The sequence below is a fragment of the Nitrospirota bacterium genome, from assembly GCA_023229435.1.
Classification (GTDB): domain Bacteria; phylum Nitrospirota; class UBA9217; order UBA9217; family UBA9217; genus JALNZF01.
Genome location: JALNZF010000002.1, coordinates 59,934 through 78,238, shown reverse-complemented (window position 1 = coordinate 78,238; position 18,305 = coordinate 59,934). Strand labels below are relative to the sequence as shown.

Annotated in this window: 14 protein-coding genes; all 14 read left to right on the top strand. The window is 57.9% G+C overall.

Annotation, left to right across the window (positions count from 1 at the left end):
* Positions 1-34: 34 nt before the first annotated feature.
* Positions 35-736 carry a methylenetetrahydrofolate reductase C-terminal domain-containing protein gene (locus M0R70_02025; GenBank protein MCK9418138.1) on the top strand — a complete coding sequence of 234 codons (702 nt, stop codon included), beginning with the start codon at positions 35-37 and terminating at the stop codon, positions 734-736.
* Positions 737-867: 131 nt separating this feature from the next.
* Positions 868-1,839 (top strand): methylenetetrahydrofolate reductase, encoded by a 972-nt coding sequence (locus M0R70_02020; GenBank protein MCK9418137.1) that lies wholly within the window; start codon positions 868-870, stop codon positions 1,837-1,839.
* 121 nt (positions 1,840-1,960) lie between these two features.
* Positions 1,961-2,761, top strand: coding sequence for a 3-methyl-2-oxobutanoate hydroxymethyltransferase (gene panB / locus M0R70_02015; protein ID MCK9418136.1), 801 nt, complete (start codon positions 1,961-1,963; stop codon positions 2,759-2,761).
* A 241-nt stretch (positions 2,762-3,002) separates the two neighbouring features.
* On the top strand, positions 3,003-3,734 hold the full coding sequence (gene thyX, locus M0R70_02010) for an FAD-dependent thymidylate synthase (GenBank protein ID MCK9418135.1): 732 nt from the start codon (positions 3,003-3,005) through the stop codon (positions 3,732-3,734).
* An 86-nt stretch (positions 3,735-3,820) separates the two neighbouring features.
* On the top strand, positions 3,821-4,588 hold the full coding sequence (locus M0R70_02005) for an AAA family ATPase (GenBank protein MCK9418134.1): 768 nt from the start codon (positions 3,821-3,823) through the stop codon (positions 4,586-4,588).
* 103 nt (positions 4,589-4,691) lie between these two features.
* Positions 4,692-5,582 carry a DUF2520 domain-containing protein gene (locus M0R70_02000; GenBank protein ID MCK9418133.1) on the top strand — a complete coding sequence of 297 codons (891 nt, stop codon included), beginning with the start codon at positions 4,692-4,694 and terminating at the stop codon, positions 5,580-5,582.
* A 102-nt stretch (positions 5,583-5,684) separates the two neighbouring features.
* Positions 5,685-6,473 (top strand): dihydropteroate synthase, encoded by a 789-nt coding sequence (locus tag M0R70_01995; protein ID MCK9418132.1) that lies wholly within the window; start codon positions 5,685-5,687, stop codon positions 6,471-6,473.
* Between the two features lie 166 nt (positions 6,474-6,639).
* Positions 6,640-7,581 (top strand): acetyl-CoA decarbonylase/synthase complex subunit delta, encoded by a 942-nt coding sequence (locus tag M0R70_01990; GenBank protein ID MCK9418131.1) that lies wholly within the window; start codon positions 6,640-6,642, stop codon positions 7,579-7,581.
* Between the two features lie 104 nt (positions 7,582-7,685).
* A complete protein-coding gene (gene acsC, locus M0R70_01985; protein ID MCK9418130.1) occupies positions 7,686-9,026 on the top strand; it encodes an acetyl-CoA decarbonylase/synthase complex subunit gamma in 1,341 nt (446 codons plus the stop codon).
* A gap of 106 nt (positions 9,027-9,132) precedes the next feature.
* Complete coding sequence (gene acsB / locus M0R70_01980; GenBank protein MCK9418129.1) at positions 9,133-11,334, top strand: acetyl-CoA decarbonylase/synthase complex subunit alpha/beta; 2,202 nt, start codon at positions 9,133-9,135, stop codon at positions 11,332-11,334.
* Between the two features lie 114 nt (positions 11,335-11,448).
* Positions 11,449-11,922 (top strand): NAD(P)H-dependent oxidoreductase subunit E, encoded by a 474-nt coding sequence (locus M0R70_01975; GenBank protein ID MCK9418128.1) that lies wholly within the window; start codon positions 11,449-11,451, stop codon positions 11,920-11,922.
* Between the two features lie 85 nt (positions 11,923-12,007).
* Positions 12,008-13,786, top strand: coding sequence for an NADH-quinone oxidoreductase subunit NuoF (gene nuoF / locus M0R70_01970; GenBank protein ID MCK9418127.1), 1,779 nt, complete (start codon positions 12,008-12,010; stop codon positions 13,784-13,786).
* A gap of 3 nt (positions 13,787-13,789) precedes the next feature.
* Positions 13,790-16,462 carry a formate dehydrogenase subunit alpha gene (gene fdhF, locus M0R70_01965; protein ID MCK9418126.1) on the top strand — a complete coding sequence of 891 codons (2,673 nt, stop codon included), beginning with the start codon at positions 13,790-13,792 and terminating at the stop codon, positions 16,460-16,462.
* 79 nt (positions 16,463-16,541) lie between these two features.
* Positions 16,542-18,305 (top strand): formate--tetrahydrofolate ligase, encoded by a 1,764-nt coding sequence (locus M0R70_01960; protein ID MCK9418125.1) that lies wholly within the window; start codon positions 16,542-16,544, stop codon positions 18,303-18,305.

Here is an 18,305-nt window from a genome sequence, read left to right as displayed (position 1 = left end):
ATGCAAATGAGCTCGTCATAAAGGAGTATTACCTATGATCGTAGGATCACAAAAACCAATCGATGAAATCTGGGGCATGGTGAAGGACTTCAAAAAGGTCCTCGTATTTGGCTGCAACACCTGCGTGGCCATCTGCCATGCAGGCGGCGAGAAGGAGGCCGAGACCATCGCGTCCCTCATCAGGATGAAAGCAGCGCAGGAGGGAAAGCAGATGACGGTGAATCACCTGGGCGTGATGCGCCACTGCGAGCCGGAGTATTTTGAACCGGTGATGGACGAGGTGAAGAAGTACGACCTCGTGCTCTCGACTGCCTGCGGCGTGGGAGTGAACTTCCTGTCGGACCGGACCGGAACGATTCCCGTGTATCCGGGAATCAACACATCATTCTATGGCGCCGTTGAGTCTGCAGGCAATTTCAAGGAGCTTTGCGCGGGCTGCGGGAACTGCATCCTGCATTTGACCGGGGGCATCTGTCCTGTTGCACGCTGCGCCAAGACGCTCATGAACGGGCCCTGCGGTGGTACGAACAAGGGTAAGTGCGAGATCAGCAAGGACGTGGACTGCGCCTGGTACCTTATTGTCGAGCGCATGAAGATGCTCGGCACCCTCGAGAAGCTCTCCGCGGTCCAGCCGCCGCGGAACTGGTCCACCTCGCGCGACGGCGGACCGCGACGTATATCGGTTGAGCATATCCGGGAGTATGAGGAAAAGGAAGAGGCGAAGGCAGGGAAGTAAGAAAAAGCAATATTCACCACGGAGGTACAGAGACGCGGAGAAAAACTTCGAAGCTTTAAACAGTTCTCCGTGAACTCCGTGACTCTGTGGTTAAACCTGATTGTGACGTTACCCTTTTGGAGGTTTGGATAATGAAGAGCGGAAGCACACTCGAAAAAGTACTCGCCAGCGGCAAGCCCGCGGTCACGGCGGAGCTCGGCCCCCCGATGAGCGCCGATCCTCATGAAGTGATCAAGAAAGCGCAAATGCTGAAGGGCTTCTGCGACGCAGCGAACATCACGGATTGCCAGACCGCGGTGGTGCGCATCTCGAGCATCGCTGCGGCGGCCATAGCGTTCCAGCAGGGCCTGGAGCCGGTCATGCAGATGACCTGCCGGGACCGGAACCGGATCGCCATACAGGCCGACCTTCTCGGCGCCGCCGCGCTTGGGCTTAAGAACTGTCTTTGCATCGCCGGTGACCACCAGTCATTCAGCGCAGCGGGCAGGCTCAAGGGCCACCCCGGCGCGAAGAACGTATACGACGTGGATACCTGTCAACTTGTCGGCATTATGAAGAAGATGCGCGATGAGAGCAAGCAGGACGGCGGCGATCCCATCGAAGTGGCGCCGAAATTCTTTATCGGCGCGTCCTGGACGCCCATGGCCGATCCGATCGACTTCAGGCCGATCAATCTCATGAAAAAAGTGAATGCCGGCGCCGATTTCATCCAGACCCAGGGCATTTACGACATGGAGCTTTTCCGCGGGCAGATGGCAAAGATCCGGAACATGGGCCTCCATGAGAAGACGGCGATCCTTGCCGGCATCATTGTGCCGAAGAGCGCCATGATGCTGAAGTACATGGATTCCTCGGTTGCCGGGGTGTCTGTGCCGAAGGCGCTGATCGACCGGATGAACAAGGCCAAGGCGGCTGCCGGAGAAGATAAAAAGAAGGCCAGGGAACTCCAGGAGCAGGAGGGCATCAGGATCACGATCGAACTCATTCATCAGGCATTGGAGACACCCGGCGTAAAGGGCGTGCACATCCAGGCAATCGAATGGGAGAGCGCCATCGAAGGGATCGTTAAGGCGGCGGGGCTTTATCCGAGACCGGCAGTGTAACAAGTGCGGATTGGCGAGTGCGGAGTGCGGAATTGCCCCTCACCCCGGAGGGTTAGAGGGTGATTAATTAATTTTCCTCTCCCCAAGGGGAGAGGATCAAGGTGAGGGGGGGACTAAAACTATGCCAAAAACAACCGTTCTCGATATCTATAAGAAAAAAGCCGAAGGCAAGAAGATCACGATGCTGACGGCATACGACTATCCCACAGCCCAGATCGTGGACCAGGCCGGGATCGATATGATACTCGTGGGGGATTCTCTCGGAATGGTGGTACAGGGCGTGTCGAGCACGCTGCCGGTCACCATGGACGAGATGATCTATCACACGAAGATGGTCACCCGGGGGACCGTTTCCGCCATGGTCGTGGGCGACATGCCGTTCCTATCCTACCAGACAAGCCGTGAAGAAGCGGTCAGGAACGCCGGCAGGTTCTTGAAAGAGGCCGGGGCGGAGGCGGTGAAGCTGGAAGGCGGGTCACCGATGGCCGAGGTGATCAAGGCGATCGTGTCCGCGGGCATCCCGGTCATGGCACATATCGGTCTGACTCCCCAGTATATGCACGCACTCGGCGGCTTCAAGGTCCAGGGCAAGGATGAGGCTGCCCGTTTAAAGCTCCTCGCTGATGCGCGGGCGGTGCAGGATGCCGGCGCTTTCGCTGTCGTACTTGAGGCCCTGCCAGCCTCCCTTGCAAAGGAGATCCATGAACTGCTCCATATTCCGACCATTGGGATCGGCGCAGGTGTGGATTGCGATGGACAAGTGCTTGTTCTCCACGATCTTTTAGGGCTCTTCGACCGGTTCACTCCCAAGTTCGTCAAGAAGTACGCTAATCTGAAGGAGCAGGCGCTCAAGGCAGTGACCGCGTATAAACAGGATGTGGAAAGCGGAAAATTCCCGTCAGAAGAACATAGTTTTAAATAATAAAACATCGAAATGACAGCAGACTTAAGTGGCAGATGCCTTGCTATCGTATTGGCTATGACAGTTGTTTTTATCAATGAAATTTATACGTTAATTAAAAAAAATATTATCCAAACCCGCTCCATTTTCCTTGACTCATGAGACAGGTGCTCGCTATAATAACCATTCCTTGGCATCCGGTTTCCCCCCTTTTTTCTCGCTGTATGGGGTGTCGAGGGAGCTCTGGAGAGGAGGGGACAGCATGCCTGAAGCATCATTGAACGTTGTTCTCCTTCGTCATACACCGGACCCCGAAGAAGTTGTGGCCATGGCAGCGAAGTTGTGCTACAGCCCGTCGGGTGTTGAGGAGCTCAAAGAGAAGATCGAGGCCAGGGACCAGGCGGCCTTTGTGGAGAAGCTGGCATCCATCGGTCACCTCTCTCCCATCGAGCATGTCTCGTTCACCTTCGGGATCGAAGGCATCTCCCGCGCGTGCTCTCACCAGCTTGTCCGCCATCGCGTGGCTTCATATTCACAGCAGAGCCAACGCTATGTGAAGGCGGATCAGTTCGATTATATTATCCCGCCGAGCATCAAACAGGATCCGGCGATGGTTCAAGAATTTAAGAAATGCATGGCCGAGGCCCAGGAGAACTATACGAAAGTCCTCACGCGGCTCGAGGAACTCGGTTTCAAGGGCGAGGCGGGACAGCAGGATGCGCGGTATCTGCTGCCGAACGCGGCTGAGACGAAGATAGTGGTCACCATGAATGCGCGGGAGCTGCTGCACTTCTTTCGCGTACGGTGCTGCAACCGGGCGCAGTGGGAGATCCGGGAAATGGCCGACCGCATGCTTGCCCACGTGAAAAAAGCGGCGCCGACGATCTTCGGGAAATCAGGCCCCGGTTGTCTGTACGCGCCGTGCCCCGAGGGCAAGATGACCTGCGGCAAGATCGAAGAGGTCAGGAAGAAGTTCGGAGTGAAGAAAGCATAGGGGGCAGGGGCCAGTAGCCAGGGGCCAGGGAAAGAAGTGCAGTTCCCGGACCCTGGACCCCGAACCCTGGACCCTGAAGTTAAGACATGGGCTTTACCATAGCGGTTGCAGGCAAGGGCGGCACCGGCAAGACCAGCCTCTGCGGCCTGACCATACGATATTTGAAAGAAAAAAAGCGCGGCGCGATATTGGCCGTTGACGCGGACGCGAATGCGAACCTGAACGATGTGCTCGGCGTTAAGGTCCACGCCACGGTCGGGAAGCTGCGCGAAACCTCTCTCGAAGCGATCAAGTCCACGGCGCCCCGTCCGGGCGGCATGAGCATGGAGCAGCTCTTCGATTATCAGATCCAGCAGGCTTTGATCGAGGCAGAGGGCTTCGACCTGCTCGTCATGGGAAGGCCCGAGGGCTCCGGCTGTTACTGCGCAGCGAACAACATCATCCGCAAGTACATGGACAAGCTGGCCGATACGTACCCCTTCATTGTCATGGACAACGAGGCGGGTCTTGAGCATCTGTCGCGCCGCACGACGCAGGACACGGACCTGCTGCTTATCATCAGCGACTCCTCGGTGCGCGGCATCATGACCGCCGGCCGGATCGGTGAGCTGGTAAAAGAACTGAAATTGAATATCAAACGCGCGGTCCTGATCGTGAATCGCGTCCAGGACCGTGAACTGGACAGTACGCTTCAGAAGGTCATTGACCAACAGGGTGTGGAGTTTGCGGGTTTTGTTCCGGCCGATGAGCTGATCTTTGACTATGATCTGAACGGCAAGCCGCTGATCCAGCTTCCGCCTGATTCAAAGGCGCTTACAAGCTATTTTGCCGTGCTGGACAAACTGATCCCGTAAGAGAGCGCCGTATCCGCAGATTTCGCAGATGACGCAGATTTTTTTAAGAAACCTTAAGGTATCTGTCATCGGCGCAATCTGTGTAATCTGCGGATAAACAGATATGACTTCAAAATCCGTCGCCATCATAGGCGCAGGCCGCGTCGGCAGTTCTGTGGGCTTCCTGCTCAAGCGGGCAGGGTATACGGTGACCGCGGTCGCGGCGCGTTCCCTGGAATCGGCGCAAAAGGCCTCGGCCTTTATCGGGGCGGGAAAGCCGGCGACGGATGTGGTGAAGGCAGCGTCGCAGGCTGAGATCGTTTTCATCACAACGCCGGACGGAGCAATAAAGAACGCCTGTGACAGGATCGCATCAGGAGGCGGGTTTAAGGCAGGCTCGCTCGTTGTCCATATGTCCGGGGCCCACTCGCTGGATCTTCTCGACGCGGCACGGACAGCCGGGGCGCATCGGGCAGTGCTCCATCCGCTGCAGTCGCTCGCGAGCAGGGAGCAGGGCATTAAAATCCTTTCCGGATCCTACTTCCGGATCGAAACGGACCCTGAAGCGCTGGTCATTGCCAGGAAGATCGTAGCGGCATTGGGCGGTATCGAGCTCGTGATGCCGAAGTGGGGCCCGGATAAGGATTCAGCAGCACTCTATCACGCGGGCGCGGTGGCGGTCTCGAACTATTTTGTCGCGCTTGTTGATTACGGACTGAAGTTTTATCAGGCACTGGGCGCCGATAAAGATGAAGCGCTGAAGGCCGTGCTGCCGCTCATTCGAGGGACGCTCCAGAACATTGAGACCCTTGGGATACCCGATGCGCTCACCGGGCCCATTGCCCGCGGAGACATCGAGACCATCCAGGGGCATATCGAGGCAATGCAGAATAAAACGCCGGAGCTTCTTGGTCTCTATAAAGGACTTGCACGGCAGACGATCCCGCTCGCCAGGGACAAGGGCGGCCTCACGGCGGAGACAGCGGAAGAGCTTTTAAGACTGGTGAAAGAGTAGAAACGCGGGGCAAGGGGCAGGGACCCGGAACAGACCTGAAGCAGTAACTTGCCCCTTGCTGCGTGACCTTCTTGGTAAATTTGAAAGGAGATTTTTCTGACCATGATAATAATCGGAGAAAAGATCAGTGTGATGGCAAAGAAGGTGCGTGAGGCCCTTACGAAGTTCGACCCGAAGCCTCTCCAGGAACTCGCTGTTGCCCAGGACAAGGCCGGCGCTCATTTTATCGACATTTCCATCGGCCCGGCCGAAGACAACGGTCCCAAGCTGATGGATTGGGCGGTGAAAGTCCTGCAGGAAGTCGTCGAAAAGCCGCTGTGCCTCGACACGACGAATCTGAAGGCCATGGAGGCGGGGCTCAAGGCGCACAACAACGCGTGGGGCGCTCCGATCATCAACTCCACGTCCAATGAGCCGGAGCGTTTCCCGATGATGGAGCTTGCCGGCAAGTACAACGCGAAGATCATCGCGCTCACCCTGGGCAAGGGCAGCATCCCGGCGGACGCCGAGGACCGCTGTGGAATCGCGGCCGAGATCATGGCCCGCGCCATGGAACACGGCGTGCCCCTGGAGAACCTCTTCCTCGATCCGCTCATCCTCCAGCTCGCAACGATGCAGGACCAGGGTCTTCAGGCCATCCGTGCCGTCAAGATGTTCCAGCAGCTGAACGATCCTCCGATGCAGACCGTGGTCGGGCTTTCGAATATTTCAAACGGCGCGCCGAAGCTTGTTCGTCCCATCATCAACCGGAACTTTCTGACCATGCTCATCTACGAGGGGCTGACGGCCGCCATCATCGATCCGCTCGATAAGGACATGATGGACACGGTCAAGACCACGGAGATGATCATGGGCAAAAAGATGTATGCCCATTCGTATCTCGATATGTAAGAAATCTTTCGGTTTTTCGGGTTGTGCCGATCGACCGGATGCGGTGTTCATAAGCACGCTGGTGCAACGTTATCGCCAGGCATTATGGTTGCAATTTGTTGTGTTTTTTGTTGTCCAGTGCGGGGAAATCTGATAAGATGCGCAATATTTTTTCGAGGAGGCTTTTATGGCACTCGTAATACCGAAAGAGACCTATAGCGGCAAGATTTACAATGTACAGATCGGTACCGGCGCAAAAGCGGTGACGATTGGAGGGGCAAGCGCCCTGCCATTCCTGGGCTTCGAGGGAACATTCCCGAACAGGCCGGCCGTCGCGCTGGAGATCATGGATATCGCTCCCGATGATTGGCCGGAGACCCTGAAGAAGGCGATCGGCGGCGCGGGGGCTTCTCCCGTGGCCTGGGCGAAGTTCTGCCAGCAGAACGGCGCGGACATGGTGGCGCTTCGGCTCATGGGAACGCACCCGGACCAGCAGAACAAGAGCCCTGAAGAGGCGGCCAAGGTTGCGGCCGAGGTTGCGGCGGCGATCGACATTCCGCTTATCATTCTCGGAAGCGGCGCCGCGGACAAAGACACCCAGGTGCTCCAGGCGGCGGCAACGGCCACGCGCGGAAAGAACTGCGCGATCGGCAAGGCCGTGGAGGAGAACTACAAGACCGTGGCGGCGGCCGCGATGGCGAACGATCACAAGCTCATTGCCATGAGCCAGCTGGACGTGAACCTCGCCAAGCAGCTCAACATCCTGCTCTCTCAGATGGGCTTCGACAAAGAGAAGATCATCATGGACCCCATGTCCTCGGCCCTGGGGTACGGCCTTGAATATACCTATAGCGTGATGGAACGCATTCGTCTGGCAGCGCTCCTGCAGAACGATCCCATGATGCAGACCCCGATCATCTGTGATATCGGCGCGAATGTCTGGAAGGTAAAGGAGACCATGGCGCCCGATGCCGAGGTGCCGGAGTGGGGCAAGTTGGAAGACCGCGCCCTCGCCTGGGAAGCCGTCACCGCCTCGGCCATGATCACGGCGGGCGCGGACATGCTGATCATGCGCCATCCCGGCGCTGCGGCAAAGGCAAAGGAATTCATCGCGGAGTTGATGGGATAGTGCCCGCGACGATCGCGGGAATTGTACATTGAAAAGTGAAAATTTAAAATTACCAATCTTCAATTTCCAACTCATTATAAGGTTTTTCCGAAAGGAGCTCCATAATGGCACTATCCGGAATTGAAATATTCAAACATCTCCCCAAGACAAACTGCAAGAAGTGCGGCCACCCGACCTGCCTCGCCTTTGCCATGAAGCTTGCCGCAAAGCAGGCGAGCCTCGATGCCTGCCCGGACGCGTCTGACGACGCCAAAAAGATCCTGGGCGAATCAGCCGCGCCGCCGATCCGGGACATCACCCTCGGTGTCGGAGACAAGGCCGTGAAGGTGGGCGGCGAGATCTGCCTGTTCCGCCACGAAAAGAAATTTTTCAACCCCAACCTCTTCGCGGTCGCGATCAAGGCCTCCGAAGCCGGTGACGCTGCTGCAAAGAAGATCGATGCGGTCAAGACCTCCGAGATCGACCGGGTCGGCCAGAAGCTGCGGGTTGACGCCATAGCCGTGACCGACGAGGGCGGCGACGCGGCGAAGTTTGCCGCTGTCGTGAAGCAGGTCGTGGACGGCGCGCCGGGCGTGCCGTTGATCCTGGTGAGCAAGGACCCCGCGACCATTGAAGCGGGAATCGCGCACTGCGCGGACAAGAAGCCGTTGATCTACGCGGCGACTGCCGAGAACGCGGAGGCAATGGCCAAGATCGCCAAGGAGAAGAAGGCCTCTCTTGCAATTTCAGCAGACGGACTTGATGCACTCACCGCCCTGTCCGAGAAGGTCAAGGCCCTCGGCGTTGACGATCTGGTCCTCGACTCGGGCGCGCGCAAGGCCAAGGACATGATCGAGCACTACACCATTATTCGCCGCGCAGCGATCAAGAAGAATTTCAAGCCCCTCGGATACCCGGTCATCGCTTTCGCGAACCGCGACAATACCGTCTCCGAGGCCATAACCGCCGCCGTCGGCACGATGAAGTACGCTTCCATCATCATCGTGAACAACGTTGAAAAATGGAAGATGCTTGCGTTGCTGTCGCTGCGCCAGAACATCTATACCGACCCGCAGGTGCCGATGCAGGTTGCCCAGAACATCTACAAGGTCGGCGACGCGAAAGAGGGCTCGCCGCTCATGATCACCACCAACTTCTCGCTCTCGTACTTTATCGTACGCGGCGAGGTGGAGAACAGCAAGGTGCCGGCGTGGCTCGCCGTCATGGACAATGAAGGGCTTTCCGTGCTCACGGCCTGGGCCGCGGGCAAGTTTACCGCCAGCAAGATCGCCCAGTTCGTCACCGAGAGCGGCGTGGAGAAAAACATCAACCACAAGGAGCTTATCATTCCCGGCTACGTGGCGGTGCTTTCCGGATCGCTGGAAGAGAAACTGCCGGGCTGGAAGATCACCGTGGGACCGCGGGAAGCGAACGGATTGCCGACCTTCCTGAAGGCGAGAGCATAAAAAACTTAAGTACAATGAAAAATGAAGGTTGTAAAATGAAAATTTAAAATTTTCAATCTTCAATTTCCAATTTCCAATTCCGGCTTGTCCGGGCAAGGAGTTACCCATGTCAAAAGTCATTGCCACCGGAGCCATTCTGGGCTCCCACTACTATGTGAAGCAGGCCGAGGCGCTTGTCGAGAAGGCCATTACCGAGAAAGGCGCGGATTTCAAGTTTGAGTTCCCCGATACGGCGTATTTTCTGCCGCAGATGTTCGCCATGACGGGTTTTGAGGTCCGCACCCTCGGCGACATGAAGACCGCGCTCGAGCAGAAGGTGAAGCCGCTTGTCACGAACGTGCCTGACGATCATCATTACAAACCGTATCTGGGAGAGGCGCTCGACGCGGGCATGGTGACGCTTTTTGCCCAGGAAATGATCATGGCCATCCGGTACATCTACGGCGAGGAGCCCGTGAAGGACGATTCCATCGGACTCACGTACAACGGGTTCATCTCGGACACCATTCTCCGGAACCTCGGCGTGCAGCTGGTGGACGGCTCCATGCCGGGCTACGTGGTGATCGTCGGAGCAGCGGACAGCGATGAACAGGCCTTCGAGATCGCCAGGGACCTCCAGCAGAAGAACATCCTTACGCTCCTGTGCGGCAATGTGAACGGCAATAGCGTGACCAAACAGCTCCTCCGGAAGGGCGTACAGCTCGGCTGGGACACCCGCCTCGTGCCGCTCGGCCCTGAAGTGGAGCATGCCATCTATGCCGTGAACTGGGCCGCGCGGGCGGGCATCACGTTCGGCGGCATGAAGGGCGGTGATTACAAGAAGATACTCAAATACTCCAAGGACAAGGTATTCGCCTTCGTCATGGTGCTCGGCCCCCTGAACGACCGCATTTGGACCACGGGCGCCGGCGCCATCGACATGGGTTTCCCGGCGATCGCGAACACGGACATCCCGACCATTGAGGTCACCGGCGTCACGATCTACGAAGAGGTGGCCAAGGAGCTTGATCCCGCGAAGCTTGTGCAAAAGTGCATCGAGGTGCGCGGTCTCAAGATCACGGTTTCCAAACCACCCATCCCGGTTGCCTTTGGACCGGCTTTCGAGGGCGAGCGCATCCGGAAAGAGGACATGCATATCGAGTTCGGCGGCCAGCGCACACCGGCCTTCGAGTGGCTCCATATGGTGGACCTGAACAACATCGAAGACGGCAAGGTCACGATCGTCGGCAAGGATGCCGAAGAACGATATAAGAAGGGCGGCCAGATGCCGCTCGGCGTTGTCATTGAGGTAGGCGGCCGGAAGATGCAGAAGGACTTTGAACCCGTGCTTGAGCGCAAGATCCATCACTTTGTCAATGAAGCGCAGGGGATCTGGCACATGGGCCAGCGCGACCAGAACTGGTTCCGCGTGAGTAAAGCCGCGCTCGCCGAAGGGTATGTGCTCAGGCACTTCGGCGACATTCTCACAACCCAGCTCAAGCACAAATTCAACAACATCGTGGACAAGGTCCAGGTGACCCTCTATGTGGACGAGGCCGACGTGACGGCGAAGGTCGAGGAGGCGCGCAAGCACTATCTGGAACGTGACATCCGCCTCGCGACCATGACCGACGAGTCCGTTGACACCTACTATTCCTGCCTCCTCTGCCAGAGCTTCGCGCCGAACCACGTATGCGTCGTGTCTCCCGAGCGGCTCGGTCTTTGCGGCGCCTACAACTGGCTCGATGCCAAGGCAGCCTATGAGATCGACCCGAACGGCGCGAATCAGCCGGTGATGAAGGGCGAGACCCTCGATGCGGTCAAGGGGCGCTGGAAGGGCGTGGACGAATATGTGTACACGAATTCTCACCAGGCGCTCGAATATTTCAATGCCTACACCATCATGGACGCGCCCATGACGTCCTGCGGATGCTTTGAGTGCATCATGGCCATCGTGCCCGAGGCAAACGGCGTGATGATCGTGAACCGCGGCTACACGGGCATGACCCCCATTGGAATGAAGTTCTCGACCCTTGCCGGCACCGTGGGCGGCGGCGCCCAGACCCCGGGCTTCATGGGCATCGGAAGATTCTTCCTTACGAGCAACAAGTTCCTGTCGGCGGACGGCGGATTCAAACGCATCGTCTGGATGACCAAGAACCTGAAAGAGTCCTTTGCCGAACAATTCAAGAAACGCGCCGAAGAAGAGGGGATCCCTGATCTGATGGACAAGATCGCCGATGAGACCGTGGCTGAGGATTCGGACAAAATGATGGAGTTCCTGACCGCCAAGGGCCATCCGGCGCTCACCATGGACCCGATGTTCTAGAAGAATCAAGACCCGGAAGGCGGAAGTCGGGAGGCGAAAGGGGATTATAGCATTTCCCCCTCACGCCTTTCACCTCACCCCTTCCGGTTTTTTTGTCTCAAGAGGACGGGAATGATGGAAGAAAAACTTGAAGGCATACTATCGCGGTACCGCGAGAACGAAGGGAACCTGATCTCGATCCTGCAGGACCTCGAGAGCGAATTCGGTTATCTGCGTGAAGACGCGATCACCTGGATCTCCGAGCGGCTCGATGTCCCGCTCGCGAAGTTCTACGGCGTTGCGACCTTCTATGCGCAGTTCCATCTGAAGCCGAGGGGCAGGAACGTGATCACGGCATGCTGCGGCACCGCGTGTCATGTCAAGGGGTCCGAGCGGCTGATCGACAGCCTGGTAAAAGAACTGGCCATCCCCGCGGGCGAGGACACGTCGGAAGATCTCAAGTTCACCGTTGAAAAAGTAAATTGTGTCGGCGCGTGCAGCATCGCGCCGGTTATCATCGTTAATAAAACAGTGCACGGCAAGATGACGCCGGACAAGCTCACAAAAGAGATGAAAACGCTTAAGGCGGAAGAGCAGCAGCACGCGTAAAATGCAAAAATCTGAGGGATGCGGCGTCCTCAATTTTGCATTTTGAAGAAGCCATGCTGCCTTCATTAGCGGTTTCGGAGTTTTCATGAAGAAAGACATATCGATAAAAGTATGTATGGGCACCGGCGGGATCGCTGCCGGCGGCGTCGCGGTGATGTCCACCTTCGAACAAGCGCTTGCGGACGCCGGCCTCCGGGCGACTGTCGAGAAGAACTGCTCGATGCACAAGGTCGGCTGCCGGGGATTCTGCGCCCGTGACGTTCTCGTGGACGTGGTCATCAACGGGAACAAGTCCACGTATCAGTACATCAAACCGGAAATGGTCGAGCGGATCGTGAACGAGCACATCGTGGGAGGCGTCCCGGTCGCGGACTGGCTCGTGTCGGATGACTACCACACGTTCCACGACAAGCAGGTGAAGGTCGTGCTCTCGGACTGCGGCGAGGTTGACCCCGAGGACATCGATTCCTATATCAGCCGCAATGGATACGAGGCCACGAAGAAGGTCCTCTTGACCATGACCCCTCAGGAGACGATAGACGTGATCAAGGCGTCAGGGCTCCGGGGACGGGGGGGCGCCGGTTTCCCGACCGCGGTGAAGTGGGATATGGCGATCAAGGCCCCCGGTCCGAAAAAATATCTGATCTGTAATGCCGACGAGGGAGACCCGGGCGCGTTCATGGACCGCTCCGTTGTCGAAGGGAATCCCCACGCCGTGATCGAGGGGATGATTATCGGCGCTTATGCCATCGGCGCGCCGTACGGATACGTTTACATCAGGGCGGAATACCCGCTTGCCGTGGAACGCCTCCACCTTGCCATCAAGCAGGCCAAGGAGCGCGGTTTTCTCGGCAAAAACATCCTCGGCAAGGGCTTCGATTTCATGATCAAGGTAAAGCTCGGCGCGGGCGCTTTTGTCTGCGGCGAAGAGACGGCGCTTATAGCATCCATCGAAGGCAAACGCGGACAGCCGCGTGCCAAGCCGCCCTTCCCGGTCCAAAAGGGACTCTGGGGCTATCCTACCATCATCAATAATGTTGAGACGCTCGCAAACGTGCCGTACATCATGCGCAAGGGCGCCGCGTGGTACGCGGCCATGGGCACGGAGAAGAGCAAGGGCACCAAGGTTTTCGCGCTCACCGGCAAGATCCTGAACTCGGGCCTCATAGAGGTCCCGATGGGCATCCCGCTCAGGGAGATCATCTACGACATAGGCGGCGGCATCGAGGGCGGCAGGAAGCTCAAGGCGGTCCAGACCGGCGGTCCCTCCGGGGGGTGCATACCGGCCAGCATGGTTGACACGCCTGTTGATTATGAATCGCTCGGCAAGGTCGGCTCTATCATGGGATCCGGCGGAATGGTGGTTCTGGACGAGACCAACTGCATGGTGAACATGGCCAAGTACTTCCTCGAGTTCACCAAGTCCGAATCCTGCGGCAAGTGCGTGCCCTGCAGAGTCGGCACCAAGCGTCTTCTAGAAATTCTCACCAGGATTACCGAAGGCCGGGGAAGGACAGGCGATATTGAGCTGCTGGAGACCCTGAGCAGCGACGTCAAGACGTCCTCTCTTTGCGGACTGGGCCAGACAGCGCCGAACCCCATCCTGAGCACGATCAAATATTTCCGCGACGAGTACGAAGCGCATATCAACGAAAAGCGCTGTCCCGCTGGTGTGTGCAAGGACCTCCTGACATACAGCATAATCGAAGCGACCTGCACGGGCTGTACCGCATGCGCGCGGGTTTGTCCCGCGGGAGCCATTACGGGAGAAAAGAAAAAACCGCACGTTATCAACCAGGACCTCTGTATCAAGTGCGGCGCTTGTTTCGATAAGTGCAAGTTCAAGTCAATTAAAAAAGGGTAGCATATGATGAATCTCACCATAAATGGCAGGCACATAACCGTTCCCGACAACGCCACGATCCTTGATGCGGCACGGCGGAACGATATCTACATCCCCACGCTCTGCGACGATCCGCGGCTCGAGCCCCATGGCGGATGCAGGCTCTGCCTGGTCCAGGTGAAGGGCCTGCCCCGTCTGGTTTCCGCGTGCACCACGCCGGCGACCGAGGGCATGGTGGTGGAAACCTCGAACGAGCAGATCGAGCGCCAGCGCCGCACCATTGTGGAACTCCTCCTGTCCGACCATCCGAATGACTGCATGGTCTGCGCGCGGGCCGGCGACTGCACACTGCAGGAACTCGCCTATTTCTACGACCTCCGGTCGAACCGGTTCTACGGTGAACGGCGGCAGTACGCCAAAAAGGACATGAACCCGTTCATCGAACGGGACATGGAAAAATGCATTCTCTGCGGCAAATGTGTGCGCGTGTGCGAAGAGATCCAGGGCTTCGGCGCGATCGATGTGGCAGGCAGGGGATTCGCCGCCAAAGTAACACCGCCCTTTGAAAAGGACCTGGATTGTGAGTTCTGCGGCCAGTGCGTGAGTCTCTGTCCCACAGGCGCGCTGATCGGCAAACAGTCGCTCGGCAAGGGCAGACAGAAGGACGTGAGGGAAGTTGAGACCGTCTGCGGCTACTGCGGCTGCGGGTGCAACCTCACTCTGCACATTAGCAGGAACGAGGTGGTGCGCGTCACATCGCGGCCGGATACCATCAACGAAGGATGGCTCTGCGTCAAGGGACGGTATGGCCAAAGTTTTATCAACAGTCCTGACCGGCTCACGACGCCGCTTATTAAAAAAGAGGGTAAGTTCGTCCCCGCCTCGTGGGACGAGGCGCTCGGGTATGTTGCCGAGCGGCTCAGCGCCATCAAGCAGAAACATGGTGCGGATGCCATCGGCGGCCTCTCCTCCGCACGATGTACAAATGAAGAGAACTACCTGTTCCAGAAATTCATCCGCGCGGTCATCGGCACGAACAACGTCGATCACTGCGCGCGCCTCTGACACAGCTCCACGGTGGCCGGTCTGGCCGCTGTATTCGGTTCCGGGGCAATGACGAACTCCCTGCAGGAGATCGAGAACAACGATGTGCTGTTCGTCATCGGCTCCAACACCAAAGAGAGCCACCCCATCATCGCGCTCAAGATGATCAAGGCCAAGCGGAAAGGCGCGAAGATCATTGTCGCCGACCCGCGCCGGGTGCCGCTGGTGCGGTTCGCGGACATCTGGATACAACACAAACCGGGCACGGATGTGGCGCTTCTGAACGGGATGATGCACGTGATCATCAAGGAAGGCCTCGTGAAGAAGGACTTCATTCTGTCCCTGACCGAGGGTTTTGATGATGCGTTCAGGAAAAACCTGGAAGAGTACACGCCCGAGGCAGTATCGAAGATCACCGGCGTGCCGGCTGACACGATCATCAAGGCCGCCCGCATGTACGGATCATCGGATAGAGCAGGCACGTACTATACCATGGGGATCACGCAGCATGCTCACGGCACGGAGAACGTGTTCTCCATCGCCAACCTCGCGCTTATGACGGGCAACCTCGGCAGGGAAAGCGTGGGGGTGAATCCGCTCCGCGGCCAGAACAATGTCCAGGGCTCCACGGACATGGGCTGCATCCCGAACAATTATCCGGGATACCAGGGAGTCGCTCTTCCGGCGATCAGGCAGAAGTTTGAGGACCTCTGGAAGGTGAAGCTGTCCGACAAGGTCGGCATGACCGCCACGGAGATGATACCTGCCGCGGCCAAGGGCACGCTGAAGGCCCTGTACATCATGGGCGAGAACCCTGCTGTCTCTGATCCCGACACGACGCATACGATCAAGGCGCTCAAGGCGCTCGACCTGCTCGTGGTCCAGGACATCTTCATGACCGAGACAGCTGAGCTGGCACACGTTGTGCTGCCCGGCGTTTCGTTTGCCGAGAAGGACGGGACATTCACGAACACCGAGCGCCGGGTGCAGCGTGTAAGGAAGGCGATAAACTCCCCGGGAATTGCGTGGGAGGACTCGCGTATCATCGGAGAACTTGCCAAAAAAATGGGGCATGAGCTGCCGTATATGCCTGTCGCGGACATATTCCGCGAGATCGGGCAGGCATGGCCCGCGATGGCCGGCATGAACTACGCCAGGCTCGCGGGCGGCGGCCTCCAGTGGCCCTGTCCGACGCCGGACCATCCGGGTACGCGGTTCCTGTTCAAGGACGGATTTCCGCGCGGCAAGGGCAGGTTCACCCTCGTAACGTACAAACCCTCTGTCGAGCTTGCGGACAAGGACTATCCCTTCATCCTTACCACCGGCAGACTGCTGTTCCAGTACCATACCGGCTCCATGACGAGACGGGTGAAAGAGATCGACACGGTGTCGCACGAGGCCTTTATCGAGATCAATGCCGCTGATGCGAAGGACCTGTTGCTCGACAGCGGAATGAAGGTAAAGGTCAGCTCGCGCAGGGGTTCCATCACCGTCAAGGCGCTCGTTTCCAGGCGTCCGGCAAAGGGCGTGGTGTTCATCCCGTTCCATTTCAAGGAAGCGGCGGCCAACGTGCTCACGAGCAGCACCTCACTCGACCCGGTGGCCAAGATCCCGTCGTTCAAGGTATCGGCGGTAAGGCTCGAGAAGGTGTGATTCCATTAACGGCTTGAACGGTTTAAACAGTTTGAACGCTTAAGCCGATTAAATTAAAAAACAAAAAGGAGGATTTGATATGCCCTATGATGCAACGAAGTTAGCTGACTGGCAGATTTCCGAGGAAGCGGAAAAGAAGATGCCAACTCCGGAAGCGTGGCGCGAGAAACTGGGTTTGCACAAGGACGAGATGCTGCCCATGGGCCGCCTGTCCAAGATCGACTTCCTTAAGGTCAACGAACGTCTCAAAAATAAGCCCGACGGCAAGTACATCGAGGTGACAGCCATCACCCCGACCCCGCTGGGCGAAGGCAAAAGCACTACCTCGTGCGGTTTGATGGAGGGTCTCGGCAAGCGAGGCGTGAACGTCGGCGGCGCGCTGCGTCAGCCGTCAGGCGGTCCCACCATGAACGTAAAGGGCACCGCAGCGGGCGGCGGCAACTCTTTGCTGATCCCCATGACCGAGTTTTCACTCGGTCTCACCGGCGACATCAATGACATCATGAACTCCCACAACCTGGCCATGGTGGCGATGACCTCCCGGATGCAGCACGAGCGCAACTATAACGACGAGCAGCTGGCCCGTCTCACGAAGATGAGGCGTCTCGACATCGATCCCACCCGCGTCGAGATGGGGTGGATCATTGACTTCTGCGCCCAGAGCCTCCGCAACATCATCATCGGCATCGGCGGCCGGACGGACGGCTTCATGATGCAGTCCAAGTTCGGCATCGCGGTCGGGTCCGAGTGCATGGCCATCCTGTCCATAGCCAAAGACCTCGCTGACCTGAAACAGCGCCTGAACAACATAACCGTTGCCTTCGACAAAAGCGGCAAGCCGGTCACCACGGGCGATCTGGAAGTCGGCAATGCCATGGCCGCCTTCATGCGCAATACTATCAACCCCACCCTCATGTGCACGGCTGAGTATAACCCCTGCCTGGTACATGCCGGTCCTTTTGCGAACATAGCCGTGGGCCAGTCATCCATCATCGCCGACCGGGTCGGCTTGAAGCTGTTCGACTACCATGTGACCGAGTCCGGCTTTGCCGCGGATATCGGGTTTGAAAAGTTCTGGAACGTCAAGTCCCGCTTCAGCGGCCTGAAACCCCACGTTTCGGTGCTCACCACTACCGTCCGCGCACTGAAGATGCATGGCGGCGGCCCCAAGGTGGTGGCCGGCAAGGCCCTGCCCGAAGAGTACACCAAGGAGAACGTGGGCCTGGTTGAAAAGGGCTGCGCTAACATGGTCCACATGATCAACGTCATCCGCAAGTCCGGCATAAACCCGGTGGTCTGCGTAAACCGTTTTTACACTGATACGAACGCCGAAGTGGCCGCAGTCAAGAAGGCCGCCGAAGCAGCCGGCGCCCGCTGCGCGGAATCCCAGCACTGGCTCAAAGGCGGCGAGGGGGCGCTGGAACTGGCCGATGCGGTCATTGACGCCTGCAACGAGAAGACCGATTTCAAGTTCCTCTACCCGCTTGAGATGAAGCTGCGCGACCGGGTGGCGAAAATTGCCAAGGAGGTCTACGGCGCGGATGGTGTTTCCTGGTCGCCCGAAGCGGAAGCCAAGGCCAAGATGCTGGAAAACGATCCCCAGTACGCGGACTACGCCACCATGATGGTCAAGACCCATCTCAGCCTCACCCATGATCCGACCCTCAAGGGAGTGCCCAAGGGCTGGACGCTGCCCATCAGGGATGTGTTGATCTACTCGGGGGCCAAGTTCCTGTGCCCGTGCGCAGGAGCGATCAGCCTCATGCCTGGAACGAGTTCCAACCCGGCATTCCGCCGCGTGGACGTGGATGTGAACACCGGCAAGGTCTCAGGGTTGTTTTAA

What these genes read in the sequence shown, in the direction of transcription:
- M0R70_02025 (MCK9418138.1), top strand. Translation starts at nt 35, where the DNA reads ATGATCGTAGGATCACAAAAACCAATCGATGAAATCTGGGGCATGGTG.
- M0R70_02020 (MCK9418137.1), top strand. Translation starts at nt 868, where the DNA reads ATGAAGAGCGGAAGCACACTCGAAAAAGTACTCGCCAGCGGCAAGCCC.
- panB (MCK9418136.1), top strand. Translation starts at nt 1,961, where the DNA reads ATGCCAAAAACAACCGTTCTCGATATCTATAAGAAAAAAGCCGAAGGC.
- thyX (MCK9418135.1), top strand. Translation starts at nt 3,003, where the DNA reads ATGCCTGAAGCATCATTGAACGTTGTTCTCCTTCGTCATACACCGGAC.
- M0R70_02005 (MCK9418134.1), top strand. Translation starts at nt 3,821, where the DNA reads ATGGGCTTTACCATAGCGGTTGCAGGCAAGGGCGGCACCGGCAAGACC.
- M0R70_02000 (MCK9418133.1), top strand. Translation starts at nt 4,692, where the DNA reads ATGACTTCAAAATCCGTCGCCATCATAGGCGCAGGCCGCGTCGGCAGT.
- M0R70_01995 (MCK9418132.1), top strand. Translation starts at nt 5,685, where the DNA reads ATGATAATAATCGGAGAAAAGATCAGTGTGATGGCAAAGAAGGTGCGT.
- M0R70_01990 (MCK9418131.1), top strand. Translation starts at nt 6,640, where the DNA reads ATGGCACTCGTAATACCGAAAGAGACCTATAGCGGCAAGATTTACAAT.
- acsC (MCK9418130.1), top strand. Translation starts at nt 7,686, where the DNA reads ATGGCACTATCCGGAATTGAAATATTCAAACATCTCCCCAAGACAAAC.
- acsB (MCK9418129.1), top strand. Translation starts at nt 9,133, where the DNA reads ATGTCAAAAGTCATTGCCACCGGAGCCATTCTGGGCTCCCACTACTAT.
- M0R70_01975 (MCK9418128.1), top strand. Translation starts at nt 11,449, where the DNA reads ATGGAAGAAAAACTTGAAGGCATACTATCGCGGTACCGCGAGAACGAA.
- nuoF (MCK9418127.1), top strand. Translation starts at nt 12,008, where the DNA reads ATGAAGAAAGACATATCGATAAAAGTATGTATGGGCACCGGCGGGATC.
- M0R70_01960 (MCK9418125.1), top strand. Translation starts at nt 16,542, where the DNA reads ATGCCCTATGATGCAACGAAGTTAGCTGACTGGCAGATTTCCGAGGAA.